Origin of the sequence: Chryseobacterium sp. MYb7 (assembly GCF_002979455.1) — a bacterium.
GTDB lineage: Bacteria > Bacteroidota > Bacteroidia > Flavobacteriales > Weeksellaceae > Chryseobacterium.
In genome coordinates, this window is record NZ_PCOU01000039.1 from 16,695 (window position 1) to 39,391 (window position 22,697).

The following is a 22,697-nucleotide window of genomic DNA, read 5'->3' on the forward strand; positions in this document are numbered from 1 at the left end:
AATCCTGATTTTTTAATCAGGCTATATCACCATTTTTAAAAATAAGCCAATATGAAAACATTCTATCTATCAGGATAAACTTTTCCTGTCACACTAAGTCATATCAATAATCGGTCTATGCCTTATTGAGACTCATTTTAAATCAAAAAATATAAAATCTCAAAAAACAATGAAAAAAAATTACACGATTGCACTTTTCTTGTGCACATTTCTAGGCATTTCCGGCCAAGAAACAGAAGTAATCTGGCAACGTGATATAAAGTCCAGTACGCAGGATTTCTTAAGTCAGGTTGCCACTACAATAGATCAGCAGTATTTGATTACAGGAAGCTCAATTCAGAGCGGAAAATTACAACAAGCTAACAAACAAAATAACGGTTATGATTTCCATTTGGTTAAACTTAACCAACAAGGAGATGAAGTCTGGGAAAAATACTTTTCCGGGCAAAATCATGACTATCTGTCCGCGACAGTCACCACACAAGATGGTGGATTTCTTTTAGCCGGAACTTCTTATTCAGGAAAGGGTCTGGATAAAAAAGAAGACTCCAAAGGAGGCTCAGACATCTGGATCATCCGTATCAACGAGTTTGGAGATGAATTATGGCAGAAAACATTAGGGAGTTCATCTGATGAAGAAGCCAGAGCAGTAATTCAAACGACAGGGTTAGGATTCTTTGTTGCAGGTAACGTGCAAAACGCTACAAAATGTTACGGTTCTAAAGATGTCTTAATTACCAGATTAGACAAAGACGGAAAAGAATTATCACAATTAATTTTAGGTGGAAAAGGCTTGGATGAGGTGGAAAAGATGATTCCAACCCGTGATGGGGGAGCACTACTTGGAGTATATTCCCGAAGCAATGCCGGAGGAACAAAGAAAACAGAAAATTATGGAGAGGGAGATTTTTGGGTGATTAAACTTGATAAAAACTCTAAAGTAGAATGGGAAAAGAACTTTGGAGGCAAGGGTGATGATCATTTGAGAACTCTGGCTTTGACTTCAAACGGATTCATAATTGGCGGAGAATCCAGGTCAGAAAGATCGGGAAACAAAACAGTAGGTATTGAAGAAGGAACAGATCTTTGGTTGATTTCTTTAAATGAAAGGGGTGATGAACAGTGGCAGAAATCTTACAATTTCAAAAGCCGTGATGTTTTGATGGGGATGAGCGTCCTGCATTCGGCGGATGACAAATCATTTAAAGGTCTTCTTTTGGGGGGGTATACGCAGGCAGAAAGAAGAATACAAACTGATGATGAAACGTTCTGGATGCTGTATTTAGATCAGAATGGCAATGAGCAGTGGAGAAAGCATGTAAAAGGAGAATCCAGTAAGAATGAAGAAAGACTTTCCGACTTAAAACTCAACAGAGATGGATCTATTGTTCTAGCCGGAACAAGTGCAGAAGAGCTTGGTAAAGAAAACTGGAAGATAGTAAAGCTGGGCGACAAACAAGTGGATCAGTTAATCGAAAAATATGACATCAAAATCTATCCAAACCCTGTCTCTGATTATGCTTATATAGAAATTGGTTTTGATTTCAAGGATGCAAATATTCTACTGTATGATATGAGTGGAAGACAGCTTCAAAATCTTACAACGAAAAACAAAGTTACCAAGATCAATACTCAGGCACTCATTCAGGGAGCTTATCTGGTGACGATAAAAACGGACACCAATAAAACAGCAAATGCCAAATTAATTAAGAAATAAAACCATGTTTAAGAAAATTATTTTAATTCTGACTTTCCTGATTTTTAATTTCGGAAAATCACAGATTGAAAGGAACTATGGGGATACTTCCCAACCTGTACCATCTGCCTCTTCATTTTCATCATATGTAAATACCCCCGTCTCATCTTCTACTGGCGTTCCAAGTATCGGAATTCCTTTATTATCATTGCCAACCGGAAATAAGGATTTTGAGATTACAACATCACTAAGTTATCATCCTTATAATACGGGAGAAGAAAACCCCGCCAGTGAAGTTGGTCTTGGCTGGTCTCTTTTAAAAGGAGGTGCTGTTATTTCTAGAGTGATTAATGATATAGTAGACGAGTCTAATTATGACGCAACGAAATCAAATTATAAAAAGAATTTATTTGATGATATTTATTATTATGATCTACCCAATAATTCAGGAAAATTTAAGTTTGTAAGAGATACTATTAACAATACTTTTACCCTGAATAATATTTCGGGAAGTAACGTTAAAATAGAATATACCAGAGATTCAAATACAGCAACCCTTATTCTTAACTCTTTTAAAATAACTGACAGCAAAGGGTTTAAATATGTGTTTGAGGATTATAGCATCTCCAGATCTGATACAAGTTATAAAGGATTTAATTATAAATCTGCCTTTTTTCTGACCAAAGTAATTGATCAAAATAATAATACTATAGCTACTTTCACTTATCAAAAAAACAATAAGTATGTAGGTACTACTAGTATTCTTTTATATCAGAACTGTAAAGTAGAGAGCATTTCTACTTCCTATGGAAAGATTGCATTTGAAAACAATTATACAAATTCAGAAGATGATGACCCCTATGTTGTAAAAAGCATTGGTTTACTAGATTTATCGTCACATCTTATCGCCAAACATCAGTTTTATTATTCTAATTTTTCCAGTCCTGCTTATCCTAATAATTCCAATAAAGGGAAAAGAATATTAACATTGCTTCAAAAGTTAGATAAAAATCAAGCTGTCACAGAAAGGAGAGAATTTGCTTATGATCAAGAGGGATCTGAAACTAATTATGGAGCCTCTCCTAATCCTAATGAATATGGAAATTTTCTGTGTCCTGATGAAACAAAAGTTAATCCTAAAACGTATACATTGGGATTGCTCAAAAAAATGACTTTACCTGAAGGTGGGTATATAGTATATAATTTTGAGGCTAATGAAGTGTATGAAAATAAAAGTAATTTACAATTAGATACTAATCAGCTCAAAGAGCCTTCATTACAATATTTAAATATTGCTAATACCGTTAATTATAATACAAATAGCAGTAGAAGTTATACATTTCAGGTATCAACAGCACAAAGATATTTTATTAAACTTTTAATTGATGAGGTTTACGAAATTGTAAATATTCACGGAAATATTATCATCCCGCCAAACTATAAATTGTTGCGATCTACAGGAACAGAAGTTGGAGGAAGTACTAATAATTGTTCTATAAATATTAAGTATTTTGATCTGGTTCCAGGAACTTATACACTTCAGTTTACAGGAAATGGTAACGGAAGTATCAAAAATTATGTGATCACCAATTTACAGACTCCTTATAAAAATACAACTCAAATGAAAAAGGGTGCCCGTATTGCTAATATCAAATATTACGATACAGATAATACAGTAAAAAAAGGGGTATCGTATAAATATAATTTATTTGATAATAGCGGTACTAGCGGTAAATTATTTTCTGGGGAAGTCTGCAATGTGGATGGATATTCTAATCAAACGATTTTATATAGTAATGTAAAAGAAATATATGAAGGAACTTCTGGAAATTTAGGGTATTCAAAATATTATTTCAAATTGCCAAGTGATTATACATCTAATAACTATTCTTATCTTCCTTATTATAATATTACTTCTACTGGACTTTTAGCTAAAAAAGAAATGTATGATACACAAAATCAAATGCTTTCCAGTGAAAATACAGATTATGTACTGGATGAAATCATTGGTGCACAGGAATATACTATTTGTACTTCTTATAAATCTAAAAGTGCCTGGTTAAAATCATCAACAACAACATCTAAAACATTCTATGCTAACGGAAGCAGTTTAGAAGGTACTACAGAAACAACTTTTAATACTTCTAATTTTCAACCTGCCTATACAAAGAGTACTTCACCAGACGGTAAAATTACAGAAACCACTATAAAATATCCTTCAGATCTTTCGAATACCCGTTTGATCAATGCCAATATGCTTTCAATTCCTCTTCAAACGGAAACAAAGGTAAATGGAAGTGTTGTCAGCAAAGGTGGGGCAAAGTACGAATTTGCCGATAATTTGTATCCCTCTTCTGTAGTTACTTTTGAGATGAAAGATTTAACACCTATAACCACAATGACTTATGATATGTATGACAGTAAAGGAAACCCTATGCAGGTGAAAGGTAAAAATGGTATTCCTATTGTAACAATCTGGGGATATTATCAAACATTACCGATCGCTGAGATTGCTGGAGTTTCTTATAGCCAAATCTCTAGCTTACCTTCAGTCCTTGCTGCTATAAATGCCTCCAATGCTGATGCTGATAATCCTGCTAACGAGGCGTCTCTACTGCAAGCTTTGGAAAACCTGCGTAGAGACCCGGCATTACAATCTAATCCTGTGACAATTTATACCTATGATCCTTTAATTGGGGTTACTAATTCAGTTTCTTCTAATGGAGCAAAAGTATCCTATGTATATGATTCTGCCAACAGATTGGTAAAAACAATGAATTCTGATGGAAAAACACTACAGGAATACCAGTATAACTATAAACACTAATACCTGATGAAAAGAATTTTAAATATATTCAGTCTTTTATGGATAGCAGGGCATTCTTACGCCCAAACATTAAATGCTACAACTAGTGAGAATTATGTTTATACCAAAAACTGTCTGGATGCGGACTGTATCAAAAAAACGGAAGCAATACAGTATTTTGACGGGTTGGGAAGAACGAAACAAACAATAGGAATTAAAGCCACTCCATCCGGAAAAGATGTAGTAAATCATGTAGAATATGATGCATTTGGAAGAGTAGCTAAAGAGTATCTTCCAATCCCACAGAATACAACACAGAATGGTGCTTTTTACTCCACTCCGCTAGCCAATGCTCCCGTAGTATTTGGGCAGGAGAAAATTTACTCTGAAAAGCAGTTTGAAAATTCTCCCTTAAGCAGGGTTGATAAGATTACACCTTTAGGAAATGATTGGGCACAGCACCCTGTACAGATGGGATACAGTGCAAATATTGCCGGAGAGGTGAAGAAATATACTGTTATCAACTCTTGGGTCGATGAAGCTACTTATTCAAAACTGGTAGAAAGTGGAACCTATGGTGCCAATCAACTGATGAAAACTACTGCCATAGACAGCGATAATAATACTTCTGTTGAATTTAAAAATGCTGCCGGGCAAACAATTTTAGTGCGAAAAAATGATGGGATAAAGGATGTAGATACCTATTACGTTTATAATGATTTGGGAATGCAGGTTTTCATCATTACCCCATTGGCATCTACAACCATGGTAGATGGGAATGCTTTAGATAATCTTTGTTATCAATACCGTTATGACAGTTTGGGAAGGTTGGTAGAAAAGAAACTTCCTGGCAAAGATTGGGAATATATGGTATATGATAAAGCCGACAGACTTATCCTTTCTCGTGATACCAATATGAAGCAAAACAACCAATGGTTGATAACAAAATATGATGAGCTTGGAAGACCTGTTTATACAGGCTTTTTAACAGGAGGAGATAGAGCAACGAGACAAAATGATTTGAAAAACCTTATCATCACTGAAAAAAGAGATGCAACTGGGTTTTTCAGGAGTGCAACAAATGTTTATTATACAGAAAATTATTTCAATGGTGAAACACCTGTCATTTTAAGTATCAATTATTACGATACATATCCACAAGGAACTCCCTCTAAACCTGCTTCTATTTTCGGACAGGACATCATAGGGGATAATCTTAGTGCTTCCCAGAACACCAAAAATCTTCCTACCGCTTCTTATGTGAAAAATATTGATGATGATAACTGGACGTATAACTGGATCTGGTACGATTCAAAATTAAGGGCAGTTGGGAGCCATTCTATTAATCATTTAGGAGGATATACGAAAACAGAAACAAAACTGGATTTTGCTGGTGTTGCAATGCAAAGTAAAGCATACCACAAGAGAGTACAGACTGACACGGAAAGAATTATTAGTCAAATTTTTGAATATGATGATCATAACAGGCTTTTGGTACAGAAACATCAGGTTGATAACAATCCTGTTGAAATTCTATCTCAGAATGAATATAATGAACAGTCTCAGCTGAAAAGAAAAAAAATAGGTGGAACTTTACCTTCTTCACCTCTTCAGGCTATAGATTATAGCTATAACGCTTTAGGTGCGCTTATTAAGATCAATGATCCTGTTAATTTAAATGGTAAATTGTTCGGATATGGAATTAAATATACCAATCCGGAATATAGTAATGTTGGTCAAGGGAAATATAATGGCACGATTACAGAAATAGATTGGCAAAACGCATCAGAGAATGTACAGAAAAGATATACCTATACTTATGATAAGCTTAACAGACTGAAAGATGCCATATACTCAGAACCAGGTTCTACAACTCCATTTAATAATTATTATAATGAGTATCTGACCTATGATCTGAATGGAAATATTAAAACCTTAAAAAGAAATGCCTTTCCTATATTTGGCACAACGGCAACACAAGTGGATGACTTGGTGTATGATTATACGGGAAACCGTTTAACCAAAGTAACAGAGAACTCTTTGAATGACTCAGGGTATGAAGGGGGCAATAATACTATTACCTATGATCTGAATGGGAATATGAAAGAAATGCTAGACAAAGGAATACAGTCTATCAGCTATAATTTTCTTAACCTGTCAGATACTTTTACTATTGTACAGAACGCATTTGGTAATCCTATTAATAATACTCTTAAATATCTTTACAGTGCTGATGGAACTAAGTTTAGAAAAATCTACACAAGCCAAACCACAGGAAGAGGGGCAAGCACTACTACCCAGACTACAGATTATCTGGATGGATTTCAATACACTTTTGAAGATGGGAGTGCCTGTCTGACCTGTAGAACAAGTAATGCTTACGAACAGCAGGCCTACAAAGGGATTGCTGATCCTGAAAGAGTAATTACACCATTATGGAATCTTGATTTTGTAGGAACGTCGGAAGGTTATTACAGTTTCACTCAAAACCGCTATATTTACCAGTATAAAGACCATCTTGGAAATACCAGGGTAAGTTTTGCAAAAAACAGCGCAGGCGTTCCTGAAATTTTAGATACCAACAACTATTATCCTTTCGGATTAAACCATATAGGGAATACATTCTCTCCATTTGGAAGTTTCTACAGCTACAAGTACAATGGGAAAGAATTGCAGGAAAGCGGGATGTATGACTTTGGTGCAAGAATGTATATGCCGGATTTGGGAAGATGGAATGCAACAGATCCGTTAGCAGAAGCATTCAGTCAATTTAGTTCTTATCATTATGGAGCCAATAATCCGGTAATGTTTACAGATCCTGATGGGATGAGAAATGTTCCTTATGATGGAGGAGTTATCAGTAATGTTCCTGATGGCTCATATTGGTTTGCCGGGATGAATGGAAATTTCACTTATACTCCTCAGTTTAAGCAAGGAAGCAAAACTGGAGGCGGGAGTGGTGGTTCTAGCGTGAATTTGGTTAATAGAATAGCATCATTAGGCGGAAACTGGACTAATACCGGTTCTGGTTTCCAAGACAGCAGTTTTATAAGCCTCGGGTATGATGGAAGCTATCAAAGCCTTAATAGCAAAAACGCTGAAGGTGGTATTGGAGATGCGTATGTAAATATTCCTACAGTAGAGCTTTCGGGTAATTTTGCGATTGAATTTGCATTACAGCTTCGAAATCACATAAATGATTATATGGCTGGGTGGAATGCCCAAAGTATGCTTGAATGGAAAAAATTAAGTTGTCCACGTTGTTTTGATGGTCCTATAACTTTTATAGGAAATGCTGGAGATCCAGCTGGGGTCTTTGATATTGGAGGTCAGGTGATTAGCAACTGGAAGCCTGAAAATAGGTACCTAGCGATGGGTGTTGGAATTATTGGAGGTATAGCTTTGAGAAAGCCGGGGTTAGCGGTAAAAGAAGCTGATGGTGCTTTTTATTCAATTGCATATGAAATGAAACTTGCTAAATCATCATACCCAGGAGTAACCCGATATATGCACTTCAAAGAAGCTAATATTGCATTAGAGTCTGCTATGAAATCAAACCCATTATTAAATGAATTAGGGATAGCTATACCAAAATCGGTATCAGGCTCTATTATAGGAAAGTCACCTAAAAATTGGGTTTGGCACCATGATATTGATAAAGGTGTTATGCAGTTAGTTCCAAAAAGCCAACATCCTAATGTTCCTGGTGGAATCTTTTGGGAAACAATGCACCCAGGAAGAAAAGGAGGATTTTCAATTTGGGGAAAAAAATAATTTAAATATAAAAAAATGAAACTACTAGATTTAGTAAAGTATTTTAGAGATGGAGGCTCTTTTGAAGAGTTTTGTCAAAAACAATCTTTGGATCTTGAATCTGAAGCTATTGAAATTTATATGGAACAGCCCTTGAAAATTGACAATGATCTGGCTTTCTTTGAAATTGAGAAAACAGAAGGTTATATTGAGTATGATTATAATAATATAAAATATTCTAACCTTTTTGATTTCTATTATTTTTTGGATGCTATAGAAGAATCGAGAAATGATCAAAATCAGTCATTATCAAATGAAGAACTTACAAAGCTTCTGTTCAATTATGCAATTAATGATGCGTAAACAATATCTGGTTAAAGGTAGCCTATTTCTATAGGCTACCTTTTTCCTAATACAAAATTTGCTAATGTATAAACTTATTGAACCAGAAGTAGCCGGAAGCTTAGGTAATCAAACGCAAATGGATATTTTTTTCCTCCTCTTATTAAAAATCTTCATTATGAATTCGAGGGTTGGCTAGATAATGATATTTTAGAGTCCTTTCCATGTTATATAGTAATAGTAACAGAGAAGCTAAGAAAAGTTATAGAAACTGAAAAACTTACAGGTATTATTTTTGATGAGGTCATAATATCTAAATCAGAAACCTTTTTAGAGCTTTACCCTAATAAAGAACTTCCAACCTTCTTTTGGGCCAAAATAAGTTGAAAATCAAATAGAGATGACTTTTTTATAACGGAGAAAAATACTTTAGCTGTTTCTGAAAGAGCTTATTTATTATTAAAAAATTACAACATAGATCAAGCTGATATTGAGGAGTTAGAATATTAGAGGATATTTTAATATATTAACTAAGCGGGCAACCCATATAGGATTGCCCGTTTTTTATTTTTAATGTGAATCTATAATTAGAAATGGACTTCACAGTTTTTTATTTAGTTGACACAAATATTGACACTTTTTATTTTAAATTGTTAGTAAATTGTTGGTTATTAATAATTTAAATTACGTATTTATAGTTCCAAAGATATTGAAGTAGTTTTTCCGTCATAAGTATGACGATAAATATAATAGAAATATTATACTTTCGTCAGCTCCTTATTAAAATTTTCTATGGTTGTTCTATACATTTTCTCATAGATAGGAAGAATATTTTTCAAATCGAATTTTATAGCCTGATCTTTCGCATTTTGTTTCATTTTGGCTAAAAGTTCGTCATTGCTCAACAACTTGATAGTATAGTTACTCATGGCTTCCACATTCCCGATTTCAGCAAGGTATCCTGTCTCACCCTGAATATTCACTTCAGGAATTCCTCCTGCATTGGAACTGATGACCGGAGTATAAGCCGCCATCGCTTCCAAAGCCGCCAGACCGAAGCTTTCCTGCTCCGAAGGAAGAAGAAATACATCGGAAAGCTGTAAGATTTTATACAAATCATTCACCTTTCCTAAAAGACGTATTTTTGAAATAAGATCGGGATTTTCTTCCAAAAACTGATTCACTTTTTCCATATCCGGACCTTCACCAATGATGATCAGCTTGGATTTTACTTTTTTCTCCACATTTTTGAAGATCTGAAGTACTTCATCCACACGTTTTACAGGACGCAGGTTGGATACGTGAATCAGAATTTTTTCATCAGGATTGGCAAACTGCGTTCTCTGGCACTCAGAGCAGTCGTCAAATTCAGAATTATCAATAAAATTGGTAATCACCTGAATTTCTTTTTTGATGTTGAAAAACTGCAGCGTATCTTTTTTCAGACTTTCAGAAACTGAAGTAATCGCATCTGATTGATTGATGGAAAATTCTACTGCATGTTTATAACTTGGGTGCTGGCCTACAAGGGTAATATCTGTACCGTGTAATGTAGTTACCAAAGGAATATCATTATTATCCTCCCGAAGCATTTGCTTTGCCGTAAAGGCTGCATATGCGTAAGGAATGGCATAATGTGCATGAAGCAGATCCAGTTTATAAAGATTCACAACCCTGTAGATCATCGAACTCAATGCAATATCATAAGGCTGATACTGGAAAAGAGGATAGGTCTGAACATTTACCCTGTGGAAGAAAATATTCGGGTTGGTGATGTCTAATCTTGCAGGAAGTGCAGAACTGATGAAATGTACTTCATATCCTTTATTCGCAAGAGACATTCCCAATTCTGTTGCTACAATTCCGCTTCCTCCGTATGTTGGATAGCAAAGTATGCCTATTTTCATTAGATTATTGTTGTTTTTGATGTTGTATTATTTGGTAGTAGCTGAGGTAGTTGCATTAAGCTCTATACCCATTCCTGGTTTCAACTGATCATTAACCAGTACAGGAAGTTTACCCCATATTTTTGTTTTTCCGTTTAAAGCATCCGCAGCAGCATTCATGGAATCATCATTGTTTTCATAAGAAACAAGTATTGTTGAAACTTTTGAGACATCAATATCCTTTAAAGCATAAGCACTTCCGAATACATTCAGAATTACATTTTGATTTTTGGTAAGATCAGAAAGCACTTTCTTTGATTCTGCCGAGATTTTATAAGGTTTATAAGCGGTTGAATTATCTTTATGGAAACCCACGATTACCGTTGATCCGGCTGGTATCGTATTAATTTCGCCAGCCTTTTTAATGATTACATTATTTCCTAATCTGTTGGCAAAAGTTTGATAAGGGGCTTCTTCCAAAGGAACATAATAAGTTTGTTTTCCTGTAAGAGGCAGTAATTTCTTTTCGTCTTTTAATAAAGTCAATGCGTTAGAATAAAGATTCTGTACTAAAGTAGTATGAGAATTATTATTCAGGTCAGCATTGATATTTTCAGGATTTTTTGGAGTGTACTGAGTCAATCCAAGGAAATATTTGGTCAAGAGAATTTTTTTCACACTTTCTTCTACTCTGGATTGAGGGATTTCTCCTTTATCAATAGCTTTCTGAATCAATTTTTTACCTTCAGAAACTCCTTGAGAGAAAAGCATAATATCATTTCCTGCTTTAAATGCCATAGTATCCAGTTCACCTGGTTTGTACTTATTTGCTACAGCGCCCATGTTTAAGGCATCGGTAATGATTAAACCTTTATAACCTAGTTTATCTTTCAATAATCCTGTAATGATGTTTTTAGAAACAGAGGCTGGAATTCCTTTTCCTGATTCTAAGCTTGGAACATATAAGTGAGCAACCATTACACCACCAATTCCTTTATTCATCAAAGCTTTGAATGGTGCCAGTTCTATTGTATTAAGTCTGTCCATCGAGTGAGAAACTACCGGAAGGTCAAGGTGTGAGTCTGTGCTGGTATCTCCGTGTCCCGGAAAATGTTTGATAGCTGCTAATATATTGTTATCCTGAAGACCATTAGAATAGGATAAGGCAGAACTGATTACATTATTTACCTCAGAACCAAAACTTCTGTTCCCAATGATAGGATTATCAGGGTTGGTGTTTACATCCACTACAGGAGCAAAATCCCAGTTGATTCCCATTCTGTGACAGTCATCAGCAATTTTTGCCGCCATCTGATACACAAGATTTTTATCCTGAATAGCCCCTAATGTCATTGCCCATGGAAATTTGTGAGCCGTTGCAATTCTCTGGTACAGTCCCCATTCTGCATCCATCCCAATCATTAAAGGGATTTTAGATTTTTGCTGAAATTCATTTACCAGATTGATTTCCCTTGCTGCATCATCCTGCATTAGAATCAGACCGCCTATTTTATCTGTTGTAACAATATTCCTTACCTGGCTGATATAGTCTTCTCCTTTATTGGTATAAAGTGCAATAATAAAAAGCTGTCCTAGTTTTTCATCCTGAGAAAGGGTTTTGTATGTTTTGTCAACCCATTGCTGAGCCTTTTTCAAATCTTCCTTAGAAGCATTTTTAGGCTGATATTGGGCGTTCACCTTGGGACTTATCAATGCGACAATAAAGAGGGAAGTATATATTAATTTCTTCATGACTTTTTGAATAAGAACAAAAATACAATTAAAAAAATGAGGAAAACAAAGTTTTTGCAATTTTTGGTATATGATTTGAATACGCAATATAAATAATAACTAAACTTTAATAAGAAATGAAAAAAATACTTCTGTTTTTATTCTTTGGTGCTGTAGGCTTTACTGCTTATAGCTGTGATAACAAGGATGATGTTGTTGTACAAAGTAAGGATACGTATTCAACAGCTTATGATATTATACCGAAATTTAATAAAGAAGATAGCTTTACGTATCACTTTGATGATGCTTTTAAAAGCCCATTATTGGAATCTGATGTAGTGCTTATCTATTTACAGACAGGTCTTACTACTAATGGTTCTCCGATATGGAAATTGCTTACTTATACAGAATATCCTAATAACGGTGCTGATAAAGTTGAGTATTCATATGACTTTAGTAAGGTTGACATTGGGATTGATGTAAGATCTACCAATGGAGTTAATTTAGATAACAATCCAGGGTATTACACAAACAAGAAATTCAGAGTAGTAATTGTTCCTGCAAAAACAGGTACATCTAAAAATGCAGCCTTTGGTGAGGTTGATTATTCAAATTATAACAGCGTAATTAAATATTATAATATTAACGAGTCCAAGATTTCAACCAAATACTAAGAAATATCTTTTCAGTTTTTTATAATTAAAAAAGTCCCGGGAGAACATCTTCCGGGGCTTTTGATTTTATCAAATTTATCAACATCCTCCTCTAAAACCGCACGGGAGGCTAGGGTCTGGGTTAGTAACTCTTGGTGGGACAACATGGGTTGGGTCAAATGGTTTTTTTATTATTCTTATGCCTGTTAGATGCATACCAAAAAAACTTTCAGGAATATAAGGGTCTGATCCACGTTCCGGTAAATAATACAAAATAAATGCATTTTTTGCTTCTGTAGTTGAAAAGTTAAAAACAAATGTTTTTTGTTGAGATGAAGGAGGAACGACTATTTCAGCTTTTTGAGTTTTATAATAGTTTGCTGAAACAAATCTATTATTTAATACTGGCCTTTTTGCACAAGGATCATTTCCAATAATTTCAGGTACATTTGCTAATTCCACTGCTACTATAGGAAACGCCTCGCTTTGTTGAGGATTGTGATTGTCATCATTTAGGCGATATTGATCATGTTTTTCTGTACGTATTATATCTTCGATGAACGATTTTAAAGTAATCTCATAAGTAGCATTTGGTTCAAAAGGAAATTCTATAGAAAGTGCATTTTCAAAAAGATTATTAACTAATCTACTTTGTCCTCTGCTGAAAACAGTTGCCGGAATATTTTCTGCCTGAAGCCTTATCCCTTTCCAAAGAAATCCATCTGTTCTTGGCATTCCATATCCCCTAATTGTATATCCAAAAAATGTAAGTGGATTAGGTCCAAATGCAGCTGTTGATGTATAAATATTGTCGATATTATATCCTGTTTCAAATGAGCACCCTCCGCCACTTGGTTGGATAAGAGTTTTATTTAAGTCCAAGTCCATTAAAGTAATTTCACCTCCATTTAAGGCTAACATTTTATTTGATACAGATGGTAATGTTTCCTTTAGGTTTAAACTTTGTTCTTCATCTTGGGTATAAAGCATATCATTACTACTTGCACAGCCAACGAAAAATAATGAAGAAATAACGAATAATGTTTTTTTCATAATAATTTAATTTTCCGTGCAAAGATAAATTAACTTTATAAAAAATACACTATATTGTGAGTTATTGAATAATTAAAATGTTTTTGTTGATTTCAATTATTAAAAAGCTCAAAAAAATATATATTTTTTTGAGCTTTTTAATATTTACTTTATAAAATTAGTTATCATTGTCATCCAGTAGATGTCCAAAGAAGTCTTTTTTTGTCTGCAGATATCCTTTGCTTATTTCGTTCGCAGGAATCTGTAGCGGTACTCTTGAATTAAGGTGAATATTGCTGTCTACAACGTATTTTACCTTTTCAGGATTATTGGTCAGAAGGTTGATATCTTTTACATCCAACAGATTAAGGATTTCAATGGCTACGCCAAAGTTTCTGTCATCTGCGGGAAGTCCCAGCTCAAGATTGGCCTGTACGGTGTCCAAACCTTTTTCCTGTAGGGAATAAGCCTTCAGCTTGTTGATGATCCCGATGTTTCTTCCTTCCTGGCGAAGGTAGATGATAATTCCACCGTTTTCATGGATATATTTCATTGCAGCATCTAATTGCTGGCCGCATTCACATTTTTTTGAATGGAAAACTTCTCCTGTAATACATTCTGAATGGAAACGAACATTCACTGGTTTTGAGAAATCTGTATTTTCTGCAACAATGGCCATATGCGGCATCCAGTCGTTGACGTTTTCGGAGAAAGCTATCATTCGGAAAGTACCGTGTTCTGTAGGAACATTGGCTTCCGCCTGAATTTTAATCATTGATAGTTCAAATTGTTTTTTTAACTTCCTGGCAAAGCGTCTTCAATAACAGAAATATTGGTTTTTAAACGAACCAGATATCTGTTGAGAACTTCATCGTCATCTCTGTCAAGATTCTGCCTTAGCTTTTGAATTTTTTTGTAAGATTTTTCAAAGCTTTTAAGGGCTCTGCTCTTTCCTGTAGAGTTATTGGCATCAATGGCATATAAATAATTCTGAAGACTGTATTTCAAGCTTGTAATCTCATCATTCAATCCGTTATTTTTAAACTTGGGAAAAGTAGAGACCATGTTTGAAATTTCAGAAGCATTTACATTCTCTTTAATATTGATATTAAAATTCTTCTTTGAGCCTCTATCGGAATCAGAACCTTTGGTATCACTATAAAAATTATTTGACAACGGAGAAAGGTTAAGCTTTTCCGTTGCGCAGGAAGATGTTAATATGATAAGTACTCCAAGAAAAATTAGTCGTTTCATTTCTGTTGCCCTTTTTGATAAAGGATTGGGTTAAGACTTTCATCGTTATACATTTTCATTTGTTTGTATACTTTCATCTTAACGTTACCGTTTTCAATATCAGCTAGCAACTGATCTATAGAAGTTGACAGATCCTCTTTCTGAGTAAGCAGAACATCCAGTTTAGCCTGGCAGTTGTTTCTGTGTTCTTCAGAAGCAGATTCTCTATTAGCTTCTAACGACATATGATAAACCTTTAATGCAAGAATTGATAGCCTGTCTACTGCCCAAGCGGGAGTTTCCGTATTTATTTTTGCTTCAGGTTTAGGAGTTATATTTTCAAACTTATTAAGGAACCAGCCATCAATATATTCTACCAGATCAGTTCTTTTCTGATTGGAAGCGTCTATTGTTCTCTTGAGTTGAAGAGCTTCAGCCGGATCAATATTTTCATCTCTAATTATATCTTCCAGATGCCATTGAACGGTATCAATCCAGTTCTTTGCATACAAAATCCGTTCCAAACTGTCTTTTTCGAACGGGTTATTAATTAGAGTGTTAACGTCATCAGACACGTGATAGTCTTCAATAGCCTGATTGAAGACTTTCCATGCAGTCTCAGTAAATTTCATTAATTCTAAGGAATTTTAGTTGCTTGAAGAATTATTACTATTGTCAGAAGAAGACTTGTTTTCAGAACCTGGTTTGTCTTCTTCTTTTACCGCATCTTTAAATTCCTTGATGCCTGAACCTACTCCTCTCATTAATTCCGGAATTTTCTTTCCTCCAAATAGTAATACTAAAAGTATTGCTACGATAAGGATATGCTGCCAAGATAAGGCAAGTATTGTTAGTGTATTCATCTCTTAAAATTTTTGTAAAGTTACACTTTTTTTAATATGAAATCCAACCTAATGGATCAACTGGTGTACTTCCGTTCCATACTTGGAAATCAAGTGTATAAGCTCCGTCAAAATCCTGAGCAATTGTACCTATCGGTGTTCCTGATGAAACCTGCTGTCCTTTGGAAACATTTGCATTGGATAAGTTGGAATAAATAGTAAAGTAACCTCCGTGCTTGATAATAACAGTTTTTGTACCATCACTGCTGGCTACAACAGAAGATACAGTTCCTGGAAATACAGATTTGGCACGTGTACCTGAAGGCACAGAAATTTTAATACCGGTATTGTCTTCTGATATATTTTTGAAAACCGGGTGCTGTTGTCTTCCGAAACGGTGAGTGATTTGTCCGGCTCTGTCTGCAGGGTAACCAAGTCTTCCTCTGTTGTCTGCAAAGCTGTTTCCGGTAGCGGTAGAAACTCCGTAGCTTGTCATAGCTTTAGTTTCAGCTGCTTTTTTATCTTCTTCTTTTCTCTTGGCAAGGGCTGCTTCTGCGGCTCTTGCTGCTGTCAATTTATCTGCCGCATCTTTGGCTCTTGCATTGGCTTCGTCTGAGGCTTTTTTAGCAGCTACTCTTCTGGCTTCATCTTTGGCATTAGCTTCTGCTTTAGCAGCATCTTCACTACGTTTTCTTTCTTCTTCAGCTCTTCTTGCTGCCAGTTCTGCTGCTTTTTTAGCTTCAGCTTCAGCAATTCTTCTTTCTCTTTCAAGGGCTTCTGCTCTTGCCTTAGCTTCTGCTTCAATTCTTGCTTTTTCTCTTTCAGCAGCCAGTTTCGCTAAACGAATTTTTTCTGCTTCTGCTTTTCTTCTTGCTTCTTCCTCTGCTTTGGCAATTCTGATTTCCTCAGCAATGATGGCTCTGATCTGTCCTTCCAATGCTTTAGACTGAACTTGTTTTTGTTTAAGTTCAGCAGTCAGTTTGGACTCGTTTTTCTTAAAGTCGGCTACCAATTGTTCTTTTTGGGCTCTTTCAGCATTAATCGTCGCCAAATCCTTCTGTTGGTTTACCAGAAGGTTTGTTTTCTCTTTTACAGAGTTTTGTTTCTGTGCAATTGTTTTTTTGATCAGATTGGCAGCATCGGTAATTTCAGCTGCTTTTTTATCCTGATAATCTGAGTATTGTTTCAGATATTGTACTCTACGTATAGCTTCTCCTAAATTCTTTGCAGAAAGAATAAAGGTTACTTTGTTCTGTACTCCTTTATTTTTATAAGCATTCACCAAAACCTCAGCATAGTTTTTTCTCAAAACAGCCAGTTCTTTATTCTGACGGTTGATTTCCAGCTGACGCAGATAGATATCATCCTCAATGAATCTTTTTTCTTTCTGTGTATTATTGTATACCTTTTCTCTTAATACCAATTTTTGATTGACATTAGAAAGATAAGCTACGGAAAGTTTAGATTCACTTCTGGTTTTGGCTAAATCGGAGTTTATTTGTGCAATTTGTTTTTTAAGTTCGGCATTTTGTTTCTGCAGCTGTTCTTTGTTCTGCTGTCCCTGGTGCAGTCCGAACATCAAAACACCTATTAAAAAGCTAAATTTTTTAATCATTTAATCTCAATTTTCTTATAACTGGATGGTACAGAATAAGGTGTTTCCATCCTCGAAAAGTCAAATTTCGTATTTTCCATTAAAATTTGACTAGATTTTGAGCCTTTTATAATTATTTTAACATTTTTTGGAAGACGGATTCCTTCATATTCATTCCAGTCACTATAAGAAACGTCAAGCTCGTCTGAAGACAAAATATCCTTTAAGTTGACATTCAGTAAATCGTAATTGGTATCATATTGAAGGGCAATTTTATACTCTCTGTTTTTTTCATCTGTCACAATTTTCTGATTGGTGTTAGAAACCATTTTGAAACCCTGTGCATTTTGGGTAAGGCTAAATTGTCTGTCGTTGATTTTCACAAAAGTTCTTCCCAACAGGATTTTTTCCAGAGATTTATAATCAATGAAATTAACGTTCAGGAGATTATTAAGATAATCAAAATCGGAATCTATATAGGTTTTATTAATTTTATCCTGTCCTTTTATTCCTTCAGGAGTGGCAATACCTCTGGCGGCGTTAATGAACAGTGCTCTGAGGTTCATCCAAACCTTTGTATCGTTTTCAATATAAACCGTAGCGTCCAGCGTAGGTACATAGCTTCCCGTTTCTACCCTTATTTTACTGTCGATCTTGATCTGCTCAAATTTTGGAGGAACTAATACATGTTCGTAAAAGGTAAGTTTATCTTTCACGGGTTCATTCACGTCTTTTGGATTTCCATTATCCTGATCTTTTGTAGCAGCAATGCTGTCTCGCGTATGATCTGTATCATTTTGAGCTTTGGTACGGGTTTTACAGGATGATAAAGCAAGGAGCAATAAAAGAAGCGGGATCCAATTTTTCATGTATTTATCTTTAAATTAAAAAAATACGGTGCAATATTAACGCCAAACCACACAAAATCTTTTGTGTGGCCTGATGATATCTTGTTTTAAGTTAAATAATTTCTATTCTTATTTAGAAAGAAAATCCAAAACGGAGTAGTCTCCTAAAGAAATTTCTCTGGCAACTCCGAAATACTGTGCAGAATTACCGATCATAGAGTTAGAAAGGTTTCCATGATTAATTCTGGTGTTTTCCTGGATAAGAGAATTTTCAATATTCGAATTCACAACAGTGGTATTGTTCCCTAATGAAACTCCAGGCCCTACTTTTGAATTGGAGATTTTCACATTTTCACCAATAAAGCATGGCTGAATGATCAGAGAGTTTTCAATCACTGCTGAAGCAGGAAAGTTCTTCATTTCCTCTCTTTCATATTCAAGGATTTTACTGTTGGTTTCTACTGTCGCATTTTTGTTACCGCAATCCATCCAGTCATTTACTTTTCCCAATGTAAACTTAGCTCCTTTTGCTCTAAGGTTCTCTAAAGCAGTTGTCAATTGATATTCGCCACCATTTTTAATATCATTGTCCATGATATAGTTGATCTCTTCCATCAGCTTTTCAGCGCTGTTGAAGTAATAAATACCAATGATCGCAAGATCTGAAACAAAAGTCTTTGGTTTTTCCACAAAATCTGTGATGAAACCGTAGTTATCTAATCTTACCACTCCAAAAGCAGATGGATCGTCTACACTTTTCACCCAGATGACACCATCTGAGTTTTTATCCAATTGGAAATCTGCACGGAAAAGAGTATCGGCAAATGCAATCACAACATCTCCCTGCATAGACTGCTCTGCACATTTGATGGCATGGGCAGTTCCAAGAGGATCGTTCTGGTAATATATACTTCCTTTTGCTCCCAGTTTTTCGGCAATCTGAATAAGAGATTTTTCAATCTCAGGACCAAAATCTCCGATGATAAAAGCTACTTCTTCAATGTTTTCTCCTGCAACTTTAGCAATATCTTCTACCAATCTCTGTACGATAGGCTTTCCTGCAATAGGAATAAGAGGTTTTGGAACTGTTAATGTATGAGGACGTAATCTGGAACCACGTCCAGCCATAGGAACAATAATTTTCATAAATTATATAAAAGATGTTTTTATTAGTTGTTTTTTATATTTAGGTTAAAGATAATAATTAAAACTGTTGTCTTGTTATGATTTATATCTTTTAAATATTTGTTTAAATTGACGATAGGTTTTGTTTATTATCAAAATAAAGACCAAAGTTTAATTCTTTCTGATTCTCGATAAAATCATATCTTTTTCAGAATAAATCAAAATTCCGGTGAAGGCCAAAAATAGTAAATTACTCGTTATAATGTTATAATCTAGATATTTTACTATAACGAAGCTGAAGACTCCCAGAAGGATCAGGAAGAAAGACATTTTCTTCATTCTGTAAGGGATAGGATAATATTTTTGTCCCAGCAGATAAGAGACAATCATCATAATAATATAAGCTCCGAATGTAGCCCACGCAGAACCAATCATGCTTTTGTAATAGGTTAATGCTAAAAGGTTAAGGCCAATATTGATTCCTGCTCCAAGCCATGAAATGATAGTTCCCACACCCGTTCTGTCTGTTACTTTGTACCAGGTTGAAAAGTTATAATAGATCCCGAAACAAAGATTGGCAATAACAATGATTGGGATGATGTCTATGGCAATCCAATAAGATTTGTTGGGGATAAAGACAGCTTTCAACCATGAAATGTTGGCAATAATTCCCAACGCTACAGCACAGGCAAAGAAGGCGAAATACTCAGCCACTTTGGCGTAGGTTTTCTTGGCATCGCCTTTATCCATCTGTTTAAAAAAGAAAGGCTCAATACCCATTCTGTAAGCTGTGACAAATAAAGTCATCAGTACAGCCAGTTTATAACAGCCGCCATAAGCTCCTGCCTGTTCGTCTGAAATATAGTTTCTCTGGATAGATTTATCAAAATTTTCATTCACCATAAAAGCCAGTCCTGCAAGCATCAGCGGGAAGGAGTATTTGATCATACGTCCGAACAATGAAGTGACAAACTGAAATCTCACTTTTAATATAATAGGAAGTAATAATAAAAAGCCTAAGGCACTTCCTGCCAAATTGCTGAAGAACGGATAATCAACATTTTGATCCAGTCCCATACTTCTTGATATGTTTTCCGGAATCCAGAAGAATAAAGCTGCTGTAAAAATAGCCTGAAAAATAGCCTGAACAACTCTTACCGCAGAATATTTGATGGGTTTATTATGAAAACGAAGCCACGCAAATGGAATGACCAGTAAATTATCAAAAAAGGCAATTAAAGCAAACCACCTTATATATTCAGGATTATCATGATAGCCTAAATAATCTGCAATAGGCTGATTGAGCAAATAACACAAGGCAAGAAAAACCGTGGATGTAGAAAACAGAAACCAAAACGAAGTATTGAAAGTTCTTTTTTCATTACCATCTTCCGCAGAAAATCTGAAATATGCCGTTTCAAAACCAAAAGAAAGGATGATATTCACAAATGAAATCCACGCATAAAGCTGTGTGAAAATTGCAAAACCTTCATTGGGAATCTTATAGATCAAAAGTGGATTCAGGATAAATAAAATAATTCTGGGTGCTATTGCCCCCGCTCCATAGATGATTGTCTGCCCTAATAGTTTTTTGTACAAAGTCGAAATTTTTTACAAATGTAAAACTTTAAGTATTCGTTTAGTGATTTTGGAGCTAATTAAAACTTAAAATCTTAATTTTGTGTGGAAATAAATTGAAATGAAAGTTCTTATAAAAAATGTAAATATCGTCAACGAAGGAAAAGTTGTTGAAAGCGATATCCTGATAGAAAATGATTTAATATCTAAAATAGCTGCCGATATTTCTGAGGATGCAGATCAGATCATTGACGGATCAGGAAAATATCTTCTTCCGGGAGTGATTGATGATCAGGTACACTTCCGTGATCCGGGGCTTACTCATAAAGGAGATATTGAAAGTGAATCAAGAGCTGCTATCGCTGGGGGAATTACCAGTTTTATAGATCAGCCTAATACGGTTCCCAATGCTGTTACCCAAGAACTGCTGGCAGACAAATATGAGATAGCATCTCAAAAAGCTTATGCCAACTATGGTTTTATGATGGGAGGAACCAATGATAATCTGGAGGAGGTTTTAAAAACAAATCCGAGAAATGTTCCGGGAATCAAATTATTCTTAGGTTCATCTACAGGAAATATGCTTGTGGATAATCCGGAAACACTTGAAAATATTTTCAGTAATACCAAAATGCTTATTGCGGTTCACTGTGAAGATGAAGCGACCATCAAAGCCAATACTCAAAAATATAGGGATGAATATGGGGATGACATTCCTGTAAAATTCCATCATTTGATCAGAAGCGAAGAAGCGTGTTATAAATCTTCGTCTAAAGCCATTGAACTTGCAAAAAAAACAGGAGCAAGACTTCATGTTTTCCATCTTTCCACCGCAAAAGAAATGGAACTTTTCAGAAATGACATTCCTTTACAAAATAAAATGATCACTGCTGAGGTATGTGTTCACCACCTTACTTTTACCAATGAAGATTATGAAACGAGAGGAAATCTTATTAAATGGAACCCTGCTGTAAAAACTCAAAAAGATAAAGATGCTCTTTGGGAAGCACTGCTGGATGACAGAATTGATGTGATTGCTACAGACCATGCGCCACATACTGCAGAGGAAAAGAACAATGTGTATACAAAATGCCCTTCAGGAGCACCTTTGGTACAACATTCACTGGTAGTAATGCTAGAAAACTATAAAAACGGTAAAATCTCCCTTGAGAAAATCGTTGAAAAGATGTGTCATAATCCGGCAATCCTTTTCAAAGTTGAAAAAAGAGGATATGTGAGAGAAGGATATAAAGCAGATTTGGTTTTAGTAGATCTTAATGAAGACTGGACGGTTTCCAAAGACAATTTACTATACAAATGCGGCTGGAGTCCATTAGAAGGAATGAATTTCCACTCTAAAGTTACCCATACTTTTGTTAATGGACATCTGGTATATGACAATGGAAAAATTGCAGAGGAGAAATTTGGTGAGAGATTGCTTTTTGAACCAAGAGATTAATAAGATATTATTAGGATAAATCAATAGGAGCGGGCTTTAGCCTAGTCATGGTCGGAAGATTTTTTCTTCCGACTTTTTGTTTTTAGATATTCAATATTATTATTTTAATTAATTGATTA

At 35.1% G+C, this 22,697-nt stretch carries 17 protein-coding genes; 6 read left to right on the top strand and 11 right to left on the bottom strand.

The features are described 5' to 3' along the window. The first annotated feature begins 169 nt into the window (after nucleotides 1-169). Genes CQ046_RS21855 through CQ046_RS21870 form a run of 4 tightly spaced genes read left to right on the top strand, consistent with a single transcriptional unit; the run spans nucleotide 170 to nucleotide 8,618 of the window. Nucleotides 170-1,717 carry a T9SS type A sorting domain-containing protein gene (locus CQ046_RS21855; RefSeq protein WP_105704299.1) on the top strand — a complete coding sequence of 516 codons (1,548 nt, stop codon included), beginning with the start codon at nucleotides 170-172 and terminating at the stop codon, nucleotides 1,715-1,717. A 4-nt stretch (nucleotides 1,718-1,721) separates the two neighbouring features. Then, complete coding sequence (locus tag CQ046_RS21860; protein ID WP_105704300.1) at nucleotides 1,722-4,523, top strand: hypothetical protein; 2,802 nt, start codon at nucleotides 1,722-1,724, stop codon at nucleotides 4,521-4,523. Nucleotides 4,524-4,529: 6 nt separating this feature from the next. Further along, nucleotides 4,530-8,276, top strand: a complete 3,747-nt coding sequence (locus tag CQ046_RS23770) for a DUF6443 domain-containing protein (protein WP_165790579.1) — start codon at nucleotides 4,530-4,532, stop codon at nucleotides 8,274-8,276. A gap of 15 nt (nucleotides 8,277-8,291) precedes the next feature. Continuing rightward, entirely contained in the window at nucleotides 8,292-8,618 is a 327-nt protein-coding gene (locus CQ046_RS21870; protein WP_105704301.1) for a hypothetical protein, read from the top strand. Between the two features lie 737 nt (nucleotides 8,619-9,355). Here the strand turns inward: CQ046_RS21870 and bshA are convergent. Continuing rightward, nucleotides 9,356-10,504 carry an N-acetyl-alpha-D-glucosaminyl L-malate synthase BshA gene (bshA, locus tag CQ046_RS21880; protein ID WP_089696231.1) on the bottom strand — a complete coding sequence of 383 codons (1,149 nt, stop codon included), beginning with the start codon at nucleotides 10,502-10,504 and terminating at the stop codon, nucleotides 9,356-9,358. Nucleotides 10,505-10,531: 27 nt separating this feature from the next. Then, complete coding sequence (locus CQ046_RS21885; protein ID WP_105704302.1) at nucleotides 10,532-12,235, bottom strand: glycoside hydrolase family 3 protein; 1,704 nt, start codon at nucleotides 12,233-12,235, stop codon at nucleotides 10,532-10,534. A gap of 116 nt (nucleotides 12,236-12,351) precedes the next feature. Between CQ046_RS21885 and CQ046_RS21890 the strand changes: the two genes are divergently transcribed. Beyond that, entirely contained in the window at nucleotides 12,352-12,888 is a 537-nt protein-coding gene (locus tag CQ046_RS21890; RefSeq protein ID WP_105704303.1) for a hypothetical protein, read from the top strand. 78 nt (nucleotides 12,889-12,966) lie between these two features. Here the strand turns inward: CQ046_RS21890 and CQ046_RS21895 are convergent, their stop codons facing one another. From CQ046_RS21895 to CQ046_RS21935, 9 genes are all read right to left on the bottom strand, one after another. Continuing rightward, nucleotides 12,967-13,920 (bottom strand): hypothetical protein, encoded by a 954-nt coding sequence (locus CQ046_RS21895; protein WP_105704304.1) that lies wholly within the window; start codon nucleotides 13,918-13,920, stop codon nucleotides 12,967-12,969. A gap of 157 nt (nucleotides 13,921-14,077) precedes the next feature. After that, a complete protein-coding gene (gene ribA, locus CQ046_RS21900; RefSeq protein ID WP_105704305.1) occupies nucleotides 14,078-14,674 on the bottom strand; it encodes a GTP cyclohydrolase II in 597 nt (198 codons plus the stop codon). 20 nt (nucleotides 14,675-14,694) lie between these two features. Further along, nucleotides 14,695-15,153 carry a hypothetical protein gene (locus CQ046_RS21905; protein WP_105704306.1) on the bottom strand — a complete coding sequence of 153 codons (459 nt, stop codon included), beginning with the start codon at nucleotides 15,151-15,153 and terminating at the stop codon, nucleotides 14,695-14,697. Further along, the gene (locus tag CQ046_RS21910) at nucleotides 15,150-15,764 is read right to left on the bottom strand and encodes a DUF4254 domain-containing protein (protein ID WP_002981819.1); all 615 of its coding nucleotides are present in this window, start codon (nucleotides 15,762-15,764) and stop codon (nucleotides 15,150-15,152) included. The genes CQ046_RS21905 and CQ046_RS21910 overlap by 4 nt, the downstream gene beginning before the upstream one ends. Before the next feature lie 15 nt (nucleotides 15,765-15,779). After that, the gene (locus CQ046_RS21915) at nucleotides 15,780-15,995 is read right to left on the bottom strand and encodes a twin-arginine translocase TatA/TatE family subunit (protein WP_105704307.1); all 216 of its coding nucleotides are present in this window, start codon (nucleotides 15,993-15,995) and stop codon (nucleotides 15,780-15,782) included. Nucleotides 15,996-16,026: 31 nt separating this feature from the next. Continuing rightward, nucleotides 16,027-17,589: a M23 family metallopeptidase gene (locus tag CQ046_RS21920; RefSeq protein ID WP_105704308.1), complete on the bottom strand. Its 1,563-nt coding sequence runs from the start codon at nucleotides 17,587-17,589 to the stop codon at nucleotides 16,027-16,029. Then, a complete protein-coding gene (locus CQ046_RS21925; RefSeq protein WP_105704309.1) occupies nucleotides 17,586-18,437 on the bottom strand; it encodes a DUF4292 domain-containing protein in 852 nt (283 codons plus the stop codon). Before CQ046_RS21925 ends, CQ046_RS21920 begins: the two co-directional genes overlap by 4 nt. Before the next feature lie 108 nt (nucleotides 18,438-18,545). Then, nucleotides 18,546-19,562 carry a sugar phosphate nucleotidyltransferase gene (locus tag CQ046_RS21930; protein ID WP_105704310.1) on the bottom strand — a complete coding sequence of 339 codons (1,017 nt, stop codon included), beginning with the start codon at nucleotides 19,560-19,562 and terminating at the stop codon, nucleotides 18,546-18,548. A gap of 150 nt (nucleotides 19,563-19,712) precedes the next feature. Further along, entirely contained in the window at nucleotides 19,713-21,140 is a 1,428-nt protein-coding gene (locus CQ046_RS21935; RefSeq protein ID WP_105704311.1) for an oligosaccharide flippase family protein, read from the bottom strand. A gap of 100 nt (nucleotides 21,141-21,240) precedes the next feature. On the opposite strand from CQ046_RS21935, the gene CQ046_RS21940 reads away from it, so the two are divergent. Beyond that, nucleotides 21,241-22,578, top strand: coding sequence for a dihydroorotase (locus CQ046_RS21940; RefSeq protein ID WP_105704312.1), 1,338 nt, complete (start codon nucleotides 21,241-21,243; stop codon nucleotides 22,576-22,578). Nucleotides 22,579-22,697 lie beyond the last annotated feature (119 nt).